Below are 15,115 nucleotides of genomic sequence, written 5' to 3' on the forward strand. Positions count from 1 at the left end.
AGTTTTTTATCTTTTTTTAATAAAAAGAGCAAGAACTGCCTTGCTTATCTTAACCAGCTGCCAGTTTTCACTTCATTTTCTTTTGTTTCATTTGATATATTCTTAATTATATTAGATCTTACCCCAATTAGCAACAACTGTTTCTGAGCCAGGCACGCGTAACCGCTTTAAAGCCCGTTTTTTCACACTTTGACTAGACCAGGCCCTTGCTGGCCTCTATAATTAATAACTAAAGGAGTTTTACAATGTCAAAAAAGCAACATCCCATCATTATTGGTATCGCCGGCGGCTCCGGCTCTGGCAAGACGACCATTGCCCACGAATTATATGACCAGTTCAAAAACGACCGGATCCGGATCATTACGGAAGATTCTTATTATAAGAACCACCCGGAAATGACCATGGCCGAAAGAAACAAAATAAACTTCGACCACCCGGATGCTTTTGATACCGAGCTCTTGATCAGCCAGTTGCAGGACTTGCTAGCCGGCAAGGCCATCGAGATGCCGATTTACGACTTCACCACCCACCTGCGCAGCCCGGAAACGGTCCACGTTGAACCAGCCGACATCATCATCCTGGAAGGGATCCTGGTCCTGGCTTCAGAAGAATTGCGGAACTTGATGGACATCAAGATCTTCGTTGACACTGACGACGACATCCGCTTGATCCGCCGCCAGCGCCGGGACATGGCTGAACGGGGCCGGTCCTTTGACTCAATCATCGACCAGTACCTGGCAACGGTTAAGCCAAGCTACCACCAATTTGTTGAGCCAAGCAAGCGTTACGCCAACATCATCGTGCCAGAAGGCGGGGCCAACGACGTCGCTTTGGACATGCTGACCACGAAAGTCCGCGACATTCTCCGCCGCAATGATTTAGCAGAAAAAGAGGCGGAATAATGGCTAAGCAGAAACCACTTGTTATTGGGATTGCCGGCGGGTCCGGCTCAGGCAAGACGACTGTCTCCAAGGAAATCAGCCGGCGCCTGCCAGCTGACCGGGTGCTCATTCTGACTGAAGATGCCTACTACAACGACAATTCAGCCCTCAGCATGGATGAACGCAAAAAGATCAACTACGACCACCCCAATGCTTACGACACTGACCTTTTGATTGAGCAGCTGCAGGATTTGCTGGAGGGCAAGGCAATTGAAATGCCGACCTACAACTTCAACATCCTCTCCCGGGCTAAAGACACCATTCATGTTGAACCAGCCGATATCATCATCCTGGAAGGAATCCTGGTTTTGGCTTCAGAAGAATTGCGGAAGTTCATGGACATCAAGCTTTTCGTCGATGCTGACGACGATATCCGCTTCATCCGCCGCTTGCAGCGGGACACCCAGGAACGGGGCCGGTCAATTGACTGGATCATCTCCCAATACCTGGCCACGGTTAAGCCAAGCTACAACCAGTTCGTTGAACCAAGCAAGAAGTATGCCGACATCATCATTCCGCAGGGCGGGGAAAACCAGGTCGCCATCGATATGGTTTCCTCCAAGCTCCTGTCAATTATCAACGGCTAAGAGAGCAAACTAGAGATAAAAAAGTCCAGACTGAAACGAATAAGCGTGAACCAAGTGGTTCACGCTTATTTCTTTGGCATATTTTGATTTAGAGATTCATGTAAGCAAAAACAGATAATAAATGATGGTTAACTACTTGGCCATGACCCGGTCAAAAAGCTTGGTGATCAGCTTGACCAAGACCGCGTCAAAGACAACGGATGAGATCAAACCGGCAATGAACATTTCGATCAAAAGAGCCGGCTTGTAGGCGCTCCAGCCGTAAGTGAAGTAGCACATCACAAAAGCCGCCACGTGGCAGCAGATGGCCCCGATGATCAGGCTGCCCCAGCCAAAGCGTTCATAGTTTTCCTTCTTCGGGAAAAAGCCGATTTCGTTGAAGGCCCCTTGCACCAGCCCTTGCAGGATGGTCATTGCCCCCCACTGGCCGCCGAAGGCCATTTCAACCGTGGCTGCCAGGGTTTCACCGACAATGCCGGAGCCAAAGGTCGGCACGAAGTACATGGCCAAAGGCGCGGCCATGTACCAAAGGCCAGAATAGATTTCATCAGCCAAAGGCCCTAGACCGACAAAGTTCAAAGCAAACTTGGTCGAGTTGTAGAGGGGGTTGAAGACGTAGGTGTAGATAACCCCCATGATAATCCCAATCAAAGCCATCAAGATAATGGCTTTCACATTCCACTTGCTCTCTCTTTTAAGCATTAAAAAAACTCCTATCCAACAAAATTGCCGGCTAGGAGTTTGAACTCATGTTAAAGAAACACTTCCCTTGCGCAAGAATTACCTTGGTCAGGTTCAAAGGGTCGACTTTCGTCATCTCAGCTTTCGCTCCCCTAGTGGCATTTATTCAATTTGACTTAATCTAGTTTAGCAGATCATTCAAACGCTAACAAGGCAAAAAAGTCCTTTAATTAATTAAAGCTTTTAAAGGATTCCAGTTTTTCCTTATCGATATCTCTAATAATTGCTAAAGCCAGGTCAACGGCTGCCTTGTAGTCCTTGTAGCTGCTGAAGCAGTATGGAGAGTGCTCATAACGGACCGGAATCCCGATCACGATGGTTGGCGCCCCGTTTTCATAGTAGATGGCAGCCCCGTCCTGTCCGCCCCCGGTTCTGACTGACCGGGTGTAAGGAATCCCGTTTTTGTCAGCCAAGTCACAGGCATATTGCTGGAACTTCGGGTTTGGCAGGAAGGTGACGTCCATGTCCCGCAGCATTGGTCCCCGCTTAAGGCCAGTTTGAGACAGCCAGTCCGGTTCAAAAGTGTCATCAGCCGGGCAGCTTTCCAGAACCAGGCAAAGGTCTGGCTTGATCTTGCGGGCCGTGACATAGGCACCCCGCAGGCCGACTTCTTCCTGGCTGGACAAGGCGGCAACCAGGTCAAAGTTGACTTCTTCATCCTTCAGGTTTTCCAGGATGTCAGCCATGGCGGCGGCGCCAAAGCGGTCGTCAAAGTCCTTGCCAAAGAAGAGGCCGGTCTTTTCATTGTACTGACAGTCCACGTCGACGAAAATCGGGCAGCCCGTGTCGATCTTGTAGTCATTGATCGTTTCTTCCCGGCTGGAGGAGCCGACGTCGATGGACAAGTCAGCTACCTGCGGAACAGACTTTCTCTCAGCTTCAGACATGAAGTGGGGCGGCTTTAAAGCCACAACGCCAGGGATGTATTCCCCGTCCCGGTTTCTGACCTTGACCTTGAGGGCCGGCAAAACGACATTGTTCCAGCCGCCCAGGGTCACGAACTTGATCAAGCCGTTTGGCCGGATAGCCTGGGTCAAGAAACCAACGGCGTCTGAGTGGGCGTCCAGCTGGATCACCGGCCGCTTGCCAGTGTTTTGCTTCTTGGAAGCATAGACGTTCAGCATCCCGTCGACTTCAAGGTCGGCATAGTCTTTGACCGTCTTGGTGAAGAGGTCAACGAATTCATTTTCAAAGCCGGAAGTGGCGTTGGCGTTTGAAAAATCCTTCAGCATTTGAATTTCAGCGGCTTTTTCCATCAGTAATCTCCGTTAATCCAGCAAATCGTACTTCAGCTTCATCAAGGTGTGGCCGTCCTTGACCATTTCCCCGGTCAAGGCAACCGTCTGCTCGTAAGCCAGGTCAGCCATCTTCTGGTTGGCTTCTTCCAGCTTCTCTTGCAAGTCGCGACCAGTCAAGCCCTTAACGGCCCGGTCAGTTTCGTTTTCGATCTGGCGCAATTTAGCCATGGTCTTTTCTTCAAAAGCCTGCTCCAAAGCGCTGTAGACCTTGTAGTTGGTGTCGCCAAGCTGGGCGTTCAGCTTGTTGAGCCAGAAGATCTTGGTCAAGTCAAAGTCCGGACCGGTCTGGAAGCTGGCTGGAGTAGTCGTGACATTGGTGTAGAAAGGCACGAAAACGTTGAAAGTGTTCGGGCCAAAGGCCAGCCATTGCACGCCGGCAAGGCCTTCTTCAACGTCATTTCTGATCTGCAGGATGTGGGTTTCGAAGTTCCGGTTGATCCCGATTGGGCGGAAGAGCTTCTTTTCAGCTTCAGTGTTGGTCGTGCTGTAGACATCGTACTTGGTGTCCTGGTAGTGGGAACTTTCCAGGAACTTGATGTCTTCCGGGCTGATCTTCTTCTTGGCGTAAGTGATGAAAGGCTGGTCCTGGTCCCCTGGCTCGCCTTCCCATTCAGGGTCAAAGTAGCGGTGGATGTACCAGGCCCGCGGGTTGTTGTAGTGTGCGTCCTTGATAGTGGATGAACCGAAGATGTGGCGCAGATTGTAGCCTTGGTAGTCCGGGTTCAAGTGGTATTCATTGATGATGTCCAGCAAGTCGCTTGAGCACATGAAGTTTTCTTCATCGTTAAAGTCGAAGAAGTCGATGTTCAAGCGGTTTGGCGCTGCCACGTAGGCATCGTCTGGAATCCGGCGGGCAGCCCAGTGGTGGCCGCCAATGGTTTCGATGTACCAGACTTCGTCATGGTCGGCAAAGGCTGACCCGTTCATTTCGTAGGTCCCGTACTTTTCCACCAGGTAGCCCAGGCGCTTAACCCCTTCTCTGGCTGAATGGATGTATGGCAAAGTCAAAGTGACAAAGTCTTCTTCACCCAAGCCGCCCTTTTCAACTAAGGGGTCAATCCCTTGGATCCGGCTGTTGGTGGTGATGGTTTCCGTGGCCGTCATGGCTACCGTGGCATCGTTGATCCCGGCAGCTGCCCAGATCCCGTTCTTGCCGGAAGCATCTGGCGCGCTAGTATAGCGCAAGGGATTCGGCAGCAGGTCTTCGTCATCGATTTCCTGGCCGCTGATCACAGCCTTGTAGTGCTTTGGCTGCTCTTCCGGGTTTACCGCGATAAAGGCTTCAGGAATAATGGTGCTGCCGCCGTCTTCGCTGCGGGCAATCATCGTGGAGCCATCAATAGTGGCATCCTTGCCGACTAAAATGGTCGTGCATTCTGCTGGCTTTTGCATAAGTCCTCCTCTAATAATCTAAAACTAATTGTCTGCTTTCTTACTATTATTCTAGCTGAAAAAATGCCTTTTGCCAGCTACTGCTTTTGCCGGTAAAGGGCATAGAGGCGCTTGCTCAAATTGGCGCCGCCCGGCGCGCTGTTTTCAAACAGGATTTTGCCTGGCTCAGTGCCGGTATTTAATTCATCCCGGCTGGCAAGTTGCCGCTTGACTTCAGCGGCCGCCCCGATGGCCCCGTCATAGACCTTGGCTTGGGGACCTAAGATCTCTTGAATGGCCTGCTTGGCAAAAGGAAAGTGGGTGCAGCCCAGAACCACTCCGGCAGCCTTGCCGGCATATGGGGCCAGCAATTCTTCCAGGTACTGGTAGATGGCCGGGCTGTCGGTTTCACCTTTTTCAATTAATTCGACCAGTTTCGGGGCAGGCACCTTGACCACCTGGCCAGGTTCAGCGCAGTCTTTAACCAGCTGCTTGAACTTTTCCTGCTCCAAGGTCAAAGGCGTGGCCATGGCAACTACCTGCCCGCCGGGATTTTCTTCCGCCGCCGGTTTAATGGCCGGTTCGATCCCGATGATCGGCAGGGAGTACTCCTGGCGCAGGCGGTCAGCCGCCGCGCTGGTTGCCGTGTTGCAGGCAATCATGACGGCCTTGACATGGTGTTTGTCAATCAGTTCATCAACTACCCGCTTGGCCAGCTGGTAGACTTCTTCCTTGCTCTTTACCCCGTAAGGAGCATTGGCTGAGTCGCCATAGAAGACATAATCTTCGTTTGGCATCAGATCAACCAGACGGCTGAGGACCGTGAGGCCCCCCTGGCCGGAATCAAAAACGCCGATTGGCCGATCAGCATATTCTTTTGGCATATTATGACCTCCTCTAGCTATTAATTTTGAACTTTTTATCCGCTTTCTTCAATCGATACGCCACTTTATTTTTGCCCAAGGCGGACTTTCTTGATTTTTTCTTTAGATTTTTGCCGGAAAAACCGTCCGGCTTGCTTTTTTTAGGGGCTATGTTATTGTTATATCTAAACCCTGGATATCACGTTGATTACCGGAATAAAACGGCAATCTGGGAATAATTCTGTACACAGTTTTTTTAGAAAGAGCAAAAGAAATTATGTTTAACGTTTCGCCTGAACAAGAGCGCCGCCACATCGTTGACGACTCAGCGCTCAATGGCTTTTTAACGAAAATGTATTCCATCATGGGCCTGGCAGTTCTGGTCTCAGCCTTGACCGCCTACTTGACCTTAACGGTCTTCTCCAGCAGCTTGCTGCCGCTACTCACCAACCGGGTCTTCCTCTGGGTCCTGCTTTTACTGCCGCTGATCTTGAGCGTGGGCATCAGCTTCAAGGCTAACCGCAAGCCTACGACAGCCTTCTTCATGCTAATGGCTATCGCTGTTATCTACGGGCTGGAATTCTCTCTTTTGGCCTTTGCCTATACGGGCGCCCAAATCGGCGGGGCCTTCATCTCGGCCTCAGCCGTCTTCATCGGGATGGCAGCTTACGGCAGCGTGACTAAGAAGAACCTGGACACCATCGGGGCTTACGCTTCAGCTGCTGTTTGGGGCTTGATCGTAGCCAGCCTGGTCAACATGTTCTTGAAGAGCACGCCAGCCAGCTTCATCTTCTCCATCATCGGGGTCATCATCTTCACGATCTTGACCGCCTGGGATGCCCAGAAGATGAAGTCCATCTACGCTAACTACGGCGACCAGCTGCCAGAACTTGGCCTGGCCGTTAACGGGGCTTTGCTGCTGTACTTGGACTTCATCAACCTCTTCCTGCAATTCCTGCAGATCTTCGGGATCGCTGACAACGACCGGTAAAGCAAAGTTTAAGATATGTCTTTTAAAAAGGCTTTCTTCTTATTAGAAAGCCTTTTTTTCTTGACTATTTTTTTTGCAAGAGTAAGGTAAAAGATATGTAAAGTTTTTTATCAGTAGAGCTTAGAAAAAAAGAAGGTCAAACATTGCAAAAGAAACCGGTATGGAAAAGAAACCTGCAAGTCTCGGCAGTCAGCGTCTTTTTGGCGGGGATCGCCTTTTCAGAAGTCACGCCTTTTTTATCCCTGTACATTGACACCTTGGGCAAGTTCAGCCACCAGCAGCTGAGTTTTTGGTCCGGGATCGTCTTTTCAGCGGTTTACGTTGTAGCGGCCCTGGTTTCACCGATCTGGGGCAAGCTGGCTGACAAGAAGGGACGCAAGCCAATGATCCTGCGGGCTTCTTTGGGGATGGCGGTTGTCTTTACCTGCATGGGGTTGGCGCAAAATGTCTGGCAGCTGCTCTTCCTGAGAGGGATGCAGGGGGTTTTTGCCGGCTTCATCTCCAACTCTAACGCTCTTATCGCGGCAGAGACGCCAAAGAACAAGTCTGGCAAGGCGCTGGGGATCATGATTTCCGCCCAGACCGGGGGACAATTGCTGGGGCCCTTTGCCGGCGGGGCACTGTCGCAGGCTTTTAGCTACCGGGTAACCTTCTTTATTACCGGGGCCCTGCTTTTCACCTGCTTCGTCTTGTCTGTCTTCTTTATCCATGAAGATGACTTCGTGCCGGTTAAGAGCGAGCAGCGGGCCAGCTTTAAGGATACGATGAAGCAATTTAAGAGCGGGCAATTGATTCTGGGGCTGCTACTGACGACCTTGATCATTCAAGCGGCCAACAACTCCATCAACCCAATCGTTTCCCTGTATGTCAGAAGCTTGATGCACAATTCAGGGCAGGTTGTCTTCGTCAGCGGGATCATCGCGGCTTTGCCAGGGATTGCCACGGTAGCTGCAGCTTCCTACTTTGGGGGACTGGGTGACCGGATCGGGACCCACAAGATCATCTTAGGTGGCTTGATCGGTTCGATCATTCTCTTCTTTTTGACGGCTTTTGTCCGCAACACGATTGAGCTGGGTGTTTGCCGCTTCTTGATTGGTTTTACCGACGCCTGCCTCTTCCCGCAGGTGCAGACCATGCTGACCAAGTACAGCCCGAAACAATTGACCAGCCGGGTCTTCAGCTGGAACCAAAGCGCCATGTACGTCGGCAATATTTTTGGGCCGCTATTGGGCTCAACGGTTTCGGCCCACCTCGGCTACAGCGCCGTCTTCCTGGTAACCAGCGGGATCGTCGTGATCAACCTGCTTCTTTACCGGACCAACATTTTGAAAAACATTGCCTAGCTTAGGCGCGAAAAAAGCTCCAAGATTCATTCTTGGGGCTTTTTGCTTGAAGATTATTCTTGATTATTTCAAAGAGCAAGCGCTTCTTCGTCTGTATTCTCACCTATATTTACCCCAATTTTACAAAAATAAGGATGTCATTAAGCGAAAATAACAATTTTCAACAATTCCTATGCGTTTGCTCAAAAAAATTCTTCGCATTATACTGAAGAAAAATATTCTTTGAAAATCGAGGTGTTACTTTGAAAGTCATTACCAAAATTTTGCAAGCTGTCAGCTTCCTGCTCAGTCTCATTCTCCTCTGGGTCTCCCTGGCCAGCTTGATTGATGTCTGCAACTCTGCCAGACTAATGGGCTGGTCTTCCTTTATCCCTTCAATCGCCGCTGGTCTGGTCTTCATCATCATGCTGGTCTGTGAGGCCTGGCTCAGCTTGCGGATAGACAAGCTGGATGACCGCGGAATCTTCTTTTTCCTGGCTGCTCTCCTACTTTTGACAGCCGGTGAAATGATCTCGCCCATCGCCTTGGGCTCTGGCTTTCTCTGGCTGAACCTCCTGCAGTTGCTTCTGATCCTTTTAGCCCGCTTTACCATCGACTTTCATGAGTAGCAGGTCAAAAATTGTACGAAAAAATGGTGAAACTCGTCTTCTCGAGCTTCACCATTTTATTTTTTCCGTTTCATGGACAAGTCATCCGGCAAGACAAAGACGACAAAGACATCGCCGTAATAATTGTCTTCCACATACCGGCCCAAAGTGCTGAGGTGGAGGATCTTTCCGTTCTTAGCCTTGACCCGGTAGTTCAGCAGCAGGCTCTTGTCTGGATCTGTCTCTTTTTTCTGTCGCTGCAGCTTGATAGCCTTTTCCGCTTCCGCAAAGTCGGCCTGATAGACAAAGTTATTATAGCTGGACTTGGTATATGCCAAAAAGTCCTCGTAGCTCTGGCAGCCCAGCAAATGAACCAGGTAGTCGTTGGCGAAAAGTATCTCCCGCTCATTGTCATCAGCCCGGTAGATCAAAATCCCGCCCGGCAGACCCTGAGCGACGTTCTTAACGTTGAAGCCCAGCTGGGCCCGCTTGACCCGCTCCATTTCCGGCTCATAACGCTTAGCCGCGTGCTTGCCGTGCATCTTAGCCGCGTAAAGTGCCTCATCAGCAAAAGTCACCAGTTCTTTGATGCTGGCCGCCTGGCTTGGGTAAGCAGCATAGCCGGCTGAAATCGTATATCTGACCGTCGTTTCACCGCTCTTGAATTCTTGCACGCCATCAATCGCATCTTCAACCACTTGCTTAATATAGTCCGGCCTGCCGGTCACCGCGACGCAGAACTCGTCCCCGCCTGTCCGGCCAACCAAAGCATCAGGCGGAAACTTTTTCAGTAAATGATCAGCCAAATGCTTCAAGGCCAAGTCGCCAATCACGTGTCCATAAACGTCATTGACGAACTTAAAGTCATCCAGGTCAATAAAGGCCAAAGTCAGCGGCTCTTTCCCCTTTATTTCTGCTAATTTTTTTAACTGTTCAAAAAATCCCCGCCGGTTGTCCAGTCCCGTCAATGGATCTTTAAAAGCCAGCTGGTCCAGCTCCACTTTCTGCTGCCGGGTACCGAGGAAAAGATACAAGAGGCAGCTCAGTGATATGTCGATCAATACGGCAAAAATCAGCAAAAGTACTGTTTCGCCGCTGCACCAGCCTGCTTTAGGAACGATGTTTAAAGTCCACCAGCAAGAACCATAATTAAAAGTATAGCCAACCGGGTCCTTAAGCTTCTCTCCTTTCCCTAAAGACGACTCGACCTGGGTCTTCTTCTGGGTTAAAGGCGACTTGTTGGTATTAATGCAATAGTCATAGCCCATGGTCGTCAAGTTCTTCAAGGTGTGCTGGTAGACGTCCGGCAATTTGACCGTCATGATAACATAGCCCCAGAACTTGCCATTTTTCAAGGTTACCGGAGTCATGACTACGACGCATCTCTTGGCATTGAGCAGGGGCATTGGGCCATATAAGACGGCCTTGTCTTTCTGCTTGACGAAATTGAGAACCTGCTTAGCCTCTTTAACCTGCATTAAGTCATTATTCTTTTTCTGCTTTGACTGATATGGATAGGTATTAGTGACTACTCCATTAGGCACCAGTTCAATCAAGCTGATGTAGTCTTTCTTTAACAGCTTGGCAGCATTCGTGAATTCTTCTTTTTCTACCTTGCCGTTTTTGGCAACCACCAGCTTTTCCATGGCCGCGTTGCTGCTGGCCGCATATTGGAAGTCTCTCTTCAGCTCAATAGCATAGGCTTCAGCAATCTGGTATGCCTTGTCCTTTCTGCTGGCAAGACTCTGCGAGTAAAAAACAGCTGCAATGAGAAATGACGCAACGACAAAAAATATGGTTAAAGTCGCCCAAACCGCTTTATTTTTCAGATTCAGTTTCATTGCATACCGCCACCTTCCAAGGCCATTCCTATATAACCATACCTATATACTTCAGTTTAACACGCTTACATCATACAGCCTATAAGAAAAGGCTTTTTGTTTAAAAAAGGCTGCTTAATATGCAGCTAGCTCCCCAACAACTTAATTTAGTAAAGTGTAGCCCCCATTACCCCCTAAGTGCAAGAGAATAAGCTTAAGAATATTAAGCAAAGGCGGTACTTTTCCTATTTTTCGCTATTTGCCTTCCCTTTATCGCTTATTTTCAATCTTGTTATAATTTACCCCTTGTCAACCCTTTCCAAAGCTCCTATAGTTACAGTCATCAGCAAGAGCTGATCCATTATTTATCTTTTAGAAACGGAGGGAAACATGATGGAAGTTCCTGGTAAAAAAGTTGGCATGTTGTCTGGCGAATGGCAGATCGCCTCAAATATCTTCAAAGGTTCACTGGGAAACATGATCGAGTGGTTCGACTGGTACGTTTACGCCTCATTCTCAATCTACTTCTCAGCCGCCTTTTTCCCGGCCAGCAACCAGACCGCTGAACTTCTTTCAACGGCTGCGGTCTTTGCGATCGGCTTCTTGATGCGGCCCCTGGGCTCCTTGATTATGGGCCAGTTCGCTGACAAAAAGGGGCGCAAGGCAGCCTTGACCTTGTCAGTCACAATCATGGCCGCCGGCTCCTTGATCATCGCTTTTGCCCCAACCTACGCGCAAGTCGGGATCATCAGCCCCATCATCCTGGTCGTCACCCGGATGATTCAAGGCCTCTCCCTTGGCGGGGAATACGGCACCAGCGCCACCTACATGTCAGAAATGGCCAGCCGCGGCCGGCGGGGCTTCTACTCATCTTTCCAATACGTGACCCTGATCGCTGGCCAGCTCTTCTCCTTGCTGGTCCAAATCATCCTGCAGCAGGTTTTGACCGACGCCCAGCTCTACGCTTTTGGCTGGCGCATCCCCTTCATCATTGGTGCCCTGGGCGCCGTAGCCGTCCTTTGGCTGCGCCTGTCTATGGATGAATCCGCCCAGTTCACTGCCAAAAACAAGCAAAACAAGCAGGCCGGCAGCTTCAGCCTTTTGATGAAATACCCTAAGCAAGTTGCCATCGTCGTTGGCATGACCCTGGGCGGCACGATCAGCTTCTATTCCTACACTACCTACATGCAGCAGTTCATGATCAACACAGCTGGCCTGGACAAGGAAACTGTCGCCATGATCAACTTTTTGGTTCTCTTAGTCATGGTCGCCTTGCAGCCAATCTTTGGCCACTTGTCTGACAAAATCGGCCGCCGGCCCCTCTTGATCTTCTTTGGTATCGGCGGGACCCTCTTGACCGTCCCGATCTTTACCCTGCTCTCTCATGTCACTACTGCCCTGCAGGCATTTCTGCTAATGCTGACCGGCGTGGTTATCGTCTCTGGCTATACCTCAATCAACGCTATCGTCAAAGCTGAACTCTTTCCAAGTGAAATCCGGGCTTTAGGCGTTGGCTTGCCCTACGGTTTGACTGTCGCGCTTTTTGGCGGCACTTCCCAATACGTCGCCTTGTACATGCGGTCAGCTGGCCACGAAAGTCTCTTCTTTTACTACGTTTCATTAGCGGTCTTCATTTCTCTTATGGTCTATGTCTTTGCCTTGAAAGGTCACCGGTCAGCACTTGACGAAGAAGCATAGGCATATATAAAGGAGATATGCAAAAAAGCTTATCCAGGACGGATAAGCTTTTTCTTTGGAATTTTCTGCTTTTAGTAGATCTTTGCGACTTGTTCTTGAACAGTCGGGTGGGCCAGGAAGTCGTCGTAACTGATGTCGGCCCGGGCCACCACACCCTTTGGACCAACTTCAATAATGTGGTTGGCAATGGTCTGGATGAACTCGTGGTCGTGGGAAGTAAAGAGAATTGAGCCTGGGTAGTTTTCCATGGCTTCGTTCAAGGCCGTGATGGATTCCAGGTCCAAGTGGTTGGTCGGATCGTCCATGACCAATACATTGGCTGCTTCCAGCATCATTCTGGACAGCTGGCAGCGGACCTTTTCACCCCCGGACAGGACCTTGATCTGCTTATTGATCTCGTCGCCGCTGAAGAGCATTCTGCCCAAAAAGCCCCGCAAGAAGGTGTTGTCGTCGTGTTCCTTGTCAGCGTATTGGCGCAGCCAGTCCAGGATGGTCAATTCGTCATTGTCGAAGTTGGCGTTAAGGTCTCTGGACATGTAGTTAAAGGAAGTCGTCTGCCCCCAGGTAACAGTCCCGGAGTCTGGCTCCAGGCGGCCAGCGATGATTTCCATCAAAGCGGTCGTAGCCCGGGTGTTTCTGGACAAGAAGGCTACCTTGTCACCCGGCCGAACGATAAAGGAGACATTGTCCAAAAGCTGTTCGTCGCCAGACTTGTAGGACACATTGTCCACTCTGAGCAAGTCGTTGCCCAAATCCCGGTTCATCTCAAACTTGATGTAAGGGTACTTGCGGCTGGATGGCTTGATGTCGTCCAAGCTGATCTTGTCCAGCTGCTTCTTTCTGGAAGTGGCCTGCTTGGACTTGGAAGCATTGGCTGAGAAGCGGGCAATAAATTCCTGCAGCTGCTTGATCTGTTCTTCCTTCTTGGCATTTTGCTGGCGGGCCAGTTCCGTGGCCAGCTTGCTTGATTCGTACCAGAAGTCGTAGTTGCCGACGTAAAGCTTGATCTGCCCGCGGTCAACGTCACACATCTGGGTGCAGACCTGGTTCAGGAAGTGACGGTCGTGGGAAACGACCAAAACGATGTTTTCATAGTCAGCCAGAAAGTTTTCCAGCCAGGCCGTGGTGTGCACGTCCAGACCGTTAGTCGGTTCGTCCAAAAGGAGGATGTCCGGGTTGCCGAACAGTGCCTGGGCCAAAAGGACCTTAACCTTGTCGCTTTCCGCCAGCTCGCTCATCTGCTTTTGGTGCATGTCTTCCGGGATGCTCATGGACTGCAAAAGCTGGGAAGCGTCAGCTTCAGCGTTCCAGCCGTCCAGTTCCGCAAATTCAGTTTCCAGTTCAGCCGCCTTGACCCCGTCTTCTTCACTGAAGTCGGCCTTGGCGTAAAGGGCGTCGCGCTCCTTCATGACCTGGTAGAGCTTTTGGTGGCCTTGAATCACAGTTTCCATAACGGAAAAATCTTCAAAGGCAAAGTGGTCCTGGTTCAGGCTGGACATTCTTTCGTTAGGACCCATGCTGATTGAGCCCGTGGTCGGTTCCATTTTTCCTTCCAGCAGCTTTAAGAAAGTCGACTTGCCGGCCCCGTTGGCCCCAATGATGCCGTAGCAGTTGCCCGGCGTGAACTTAAGGTTGACGTCGCTGTAAAGGGTGCGACTGCCGATTTGCAAACTTAAATCTGTTACTGTGATCAATAGATTTTCCTCTGTTTCTTAAATTTTCTACTGCAATTATGACTAAATCAGTATAACAGGTTTGGCCTTTGCCCACCAAGCTTTTCACCCATTTTCTCCCCCCTTTTTTAAAGTTCTTTCTTTTTAAAGAATAAATTGGCTTATAATCTGTTAAAAAGAACTGATTGATAGGAGTATTTTTATGGCATTTTTCATCTCACTGGAGCAGATCTGCATCATGTTCATCCTCATGGCCATCGGCTTCCTCTGCCGGAAAAAGGGCATGATCCATGAAGAAACTGGCAAGGACTTAACCGCCATCCTGGTCTACATCGTCGGCCCCTGCCTGATCATCAACGCCTTTGAGCGCCCGGCCAGCGCCAGCTTAGTCAAGGACTTTGGCTTAACCTTCCTGGCGGGATCGCTCAACTACCTCTTCCCCATCGCCTTCAGCAGTCTCCTGCTCCGCCTGCCCCGGTTAAAAAATGATCCGGACAAGCAGCTGATTGCTTTTGGCGCGGTCTACAACAACTGCGGCTTTATCGGCATCCCCTTAATTCAAGCTCTTTTAGGCAGCAAGGGGACCTTCTTCGCCGTGCCCATCCTGGTCCTAAACAACATCTTCATCTGGTCTCACGGCATCGGCACCTTTAAGAAGCGGCAGCCTTTGGCCGATACCCTCAGAACCGTCCTCTTAAACCCAAATATCATCGCCACGGCCATTGGCTTCATCCTTTTTATCACCGGCGCCAGCCTCAAGTTTCCTGCCGTGATCGACCGGTCAGTCAGCTACGTGGCTTCTTTGAACACTCCCTTAAGCATGATCGTCATCGGCTCCAACCTGGGAACAATTTCGGGGGACTTCTATAAAGACGGCAAGGCCTGGCTGATCTGCTTCTTGCGGAACTTCCTTATGCCGGCCTGCATGAGCGTGATCTTGCTCCTGGTCCCCTTGTCAACGACCGCTTACCTGGCCGTAGTCATCATGGCGGCCGCTCCGGTTGCCGGCTTTATCGTCATGCTCAGCCTCTTGGCCAACCGCCCTGTTGCCTTCCCTATGCGCTGTCTGTGTCTGTCGACTCTGATGTCAGTGGTCAGCGTGCCCTTGATTATCATGCTGGCCAGCTGGCTCAAGCAGCTGGTATAGTTCACCCTTACCCGAAATGTATCATTTTTGTCAAGAAAATTGTTCGACTTTTTAG

13 protein-coding genes and 1 riboswitch are annotated in these 15,115 nt (G+C 50.3%); of the genes, 7 read left to right on the top strand and 6 right to left on the bottom strand.

Going from position 1 to position 15,115, the window contains the following annotated elements; translation table 11 throughout:
- Positions 1-245: 245 nt before the first annotated feature.
- Positions 246-902 (top strand): uridine kinase, encoded by a 657-nt coding sequence (udk, locus tag ACYVUV_RS08285; protein ID WP_439774726.1) that lies wholly within the window; start codon positions 246-248, stop codon positions 900-902.
- Entirely contained in the window at positions 902-1,528 is a 627-nt protein-coding gene (gene udk, locus ACYVUV_RS08290) for a uridine kinase (protein WP_439774725.1), read from the top strand. Before udk (ACYVUV_RS08285) ends, udk (ACYVUV_RS08290) begins: the two co-directional genes overlap by 1 nt.
- 132 nt (positions 1,529-1,660) lie before the next feature.
- Here the strand turns inward: udk (ACYVUV_RS08290) and ACYVUV_RS08295 are convergent, their stop codons facing one another.
- From ACYVUV_RS08295 to murI, 4 genes are all read right to left on the bottom strand, one after another.
- Positions 1,661-2,230 carry an ECF transporter S component gene (locus ACYVUV_RS08295; protein ID WP_439774724.1) on the bottom strand — a complete coding sequence of 190 codons (570 nt, stop codon included), beginning with the start codon at positions 2,228-2,230 and terminating at the stop codon, positions 1,661-1,663.
- A 46-nt stretch (positions 2,231-2,276) separates the two neighbouring features.
- Positions 2,277-2,373: riboswitch (TPP riboswitch) on the bottom strand.
- A 66-nt stretch (positions 2,374-2,439) separates the two neighbouring features.
- Positions 2,440-3,525: a M42 family metallopeptidase gene (locus ACYVUV_RS08300; RefSeq protein ID WP_439774723.1), complete on the bottom strand. Its 1,086-nt coding sequence runs from the start codon at positions 3,523-3,525 to the stop codon at positions 2,440-2,442.
- A gap of 12 nt (positions 3,526-3,537) precedes the next feature.
- Positions 3,538-4,959, bottom strand: a complete 1,422-nt coding sequence (locus tag ACYVUV_RS08305) for a C69 family dipeptidase (RefSeq protein WP_439774722.1) — start codon at positions 4,957-4,959, stop codon at positions 3,538-3,540.
- 77 nt (positions 4,960-5,036) lie between these two features.
- Complete coding sequence (murI, locus tag ACYVUV_RS08310) at positions 5,037-5,822, bottom strand: glutamate racemase (protein ID WP_439774721.1); 786 nt, start codon at positions 5,820-5,822, stop codon at positions 5,037-5,039.
- Between the two features lie 256 nt (positions 5,823-6,078).
- On the opposite strand from murI, the gene ACYVUV_RS08315 reads away from it, so the two are divergent.
- From ACYVUV_RS08315 to ACYVUV_RS08325, 3 genes are all read left to right on the top strand, one after another.
- Positions 6,079-6,792, top strand: a complete 714-nt coding sequence (locus ACYVUV_RS08315; protein ID WP_439774720.1) for a Bax inhibitor-1/YccA family protein — start codon at positions 6,079-6,081, stop codon at positions 6,790-6,792.
- A gap of 143 nt (positions 6,793-6,935) precedes the next feature.
- Complete coding sequence (locus tag ACYVUV_RS08320; RefSeq protein WP_439774719.1) at positions 6,936-8,135, top strand: MFS transporter; 1,200 nt, start codon at positions 6,936-6,938, stop codon at positions 8,133-8,135.
- A 242-nt stretch (positions 8,136-8,377) separates the two neighbouring features.
- Positions 8,378-8,743 (top strand): hypothetical protein, encoded by a 366-nt coding sequence (locus ACYVUV_RS08325; RefSeq protein ID WP_439775523.1) that lies wholly within the window; start codon positions 8,378-8,380, stop codon positions 8,741-8,743.
- Positions 8,744-8,799: 56 nt separating this feature from the next.
- Here ACYVUV_RS08325 and ACYVUV_RS08330 read toward each other — a convergent pair whose 3' ends face one another.
- On the bottom strand, positions 8,800-10,563 hold the full coding sequence (locus ACYVUV_RS08330; protein ID WP_439775522.1) for a sensor domain-containing diguanylate cyclase: 1,764 nt from the start codon (positions 10,561-10,563) through the stop codon (positions 8,800-8,802).
- A gap of 369 nt (positions 10,564-10,932) precedes the next feature.
- Between ACYVUV_RS08330 and ACYVUV_RS08335 the strand changes: the two genes are divergently transcribed.
- Positions 10,933-12,240, top strand: a complete 1,308-nt coding sequence (locus ACYVUV_RS08335; RefSeq protein ID WP_484499255.1) for an MFS transporter — start codon at positions 10,933-10,935, stop codon at positions 12,238-12,240.
- A 71-nt stretch (positions 12,241-12,311) separates the two neighbouring features.
- Here the strand turns inward: ACYVUV_RS08335 and ACYVUV_RS08340 are convergent, their stop codons facing one another.
- Positions 12,312-13,934, bottom strand: a complete 1,623-nt coding sequence (locus tag ACYVUV_RS08340) for an ABC-F family ATP-binding cassette domain-containing protein (protein WP_439775520.1) — start codon at positions 13,932-13,934, stop codon at positions 12,312-12,314.
- 181 nt (positions 13,935-14,115) lie between these two features.
- Here ACYVUV_RS08340 and ACYVUV_RS08345 point away from each other — a divergent pair, with 181 nt between their 5' ends.
- Complete coding sequence (locus ACYVUV_RS08345; RefSeq protein WP_439775519.1) at positions 14,116-15,060, top strand: AEC family transporter; 945 nt, start codon at positions 14,116-14,118, stop codon at positions 15,058-15,060.
- The last annotated feature ends 55 nt before the right edge of the window (positions 15,061-15,115 follow it).

Source organism: Lactobacillus sp. WILCCON 0149, assembly GCF_057197965.1.